Below are 421 nucleotides of genomic sequence, written 5' to 3' on the forward strand. Positions count from 1 at the left end.
CTTCAAAGAAAGCAACTGTCACAGGGAATGCCTTCTTGAACTTGTACAAGTGTACCGATCCAATTTTGAGAGAGATTGCGGCGATTCGTTTTCAATCGAGTGTAGTTGTTGATAATGGGATCACTCAAATCACAGAAAACAATGATTTAGGGCAATATATTACGGGATTGTATGTTTTGCCGTATATTGTCGATCCAGTTTATTTCCCAACTCAAAGCAATGTGAAACTAGGTAACTATCAAACTTCGATTGAAACAGATCAATTCGATAATTATGTTATTGAATTAGACTTCGGAGAAATCACGTTCGATGAAAAATACCAGAATTTCATTGACTATGAATCGAGGATCACACTTCGTTTGCCTTGGTATGGCGAGTACTTACTAGACACGGCTTATTGTATGAATCGAGTTGTTAAGGT

Annotated in this window: 1 protein-coding gene; it reads left to right on the forward strand. The window is 37.3% G+C overall.

Translation table 11 applies throughout. From position 1 onward, the window contains the following. The coding region (locus N1032_RS25300; protein ID WP_259543345.1) for a hypothetical protein at nucleotides 1-421 on the forward strand (421 nt) is incomplete at both ends.

Origin of the sequence: Herbiconiux daphne, from assembly GCF_024979295.1 — a bacterium.
Classification (GTDB): Bacteria; Actinomycetota; Actinomycetes; order Actinomycetales; family Microbacteriaceae; genus Herbiconiux; species Herbiconiux daphnes.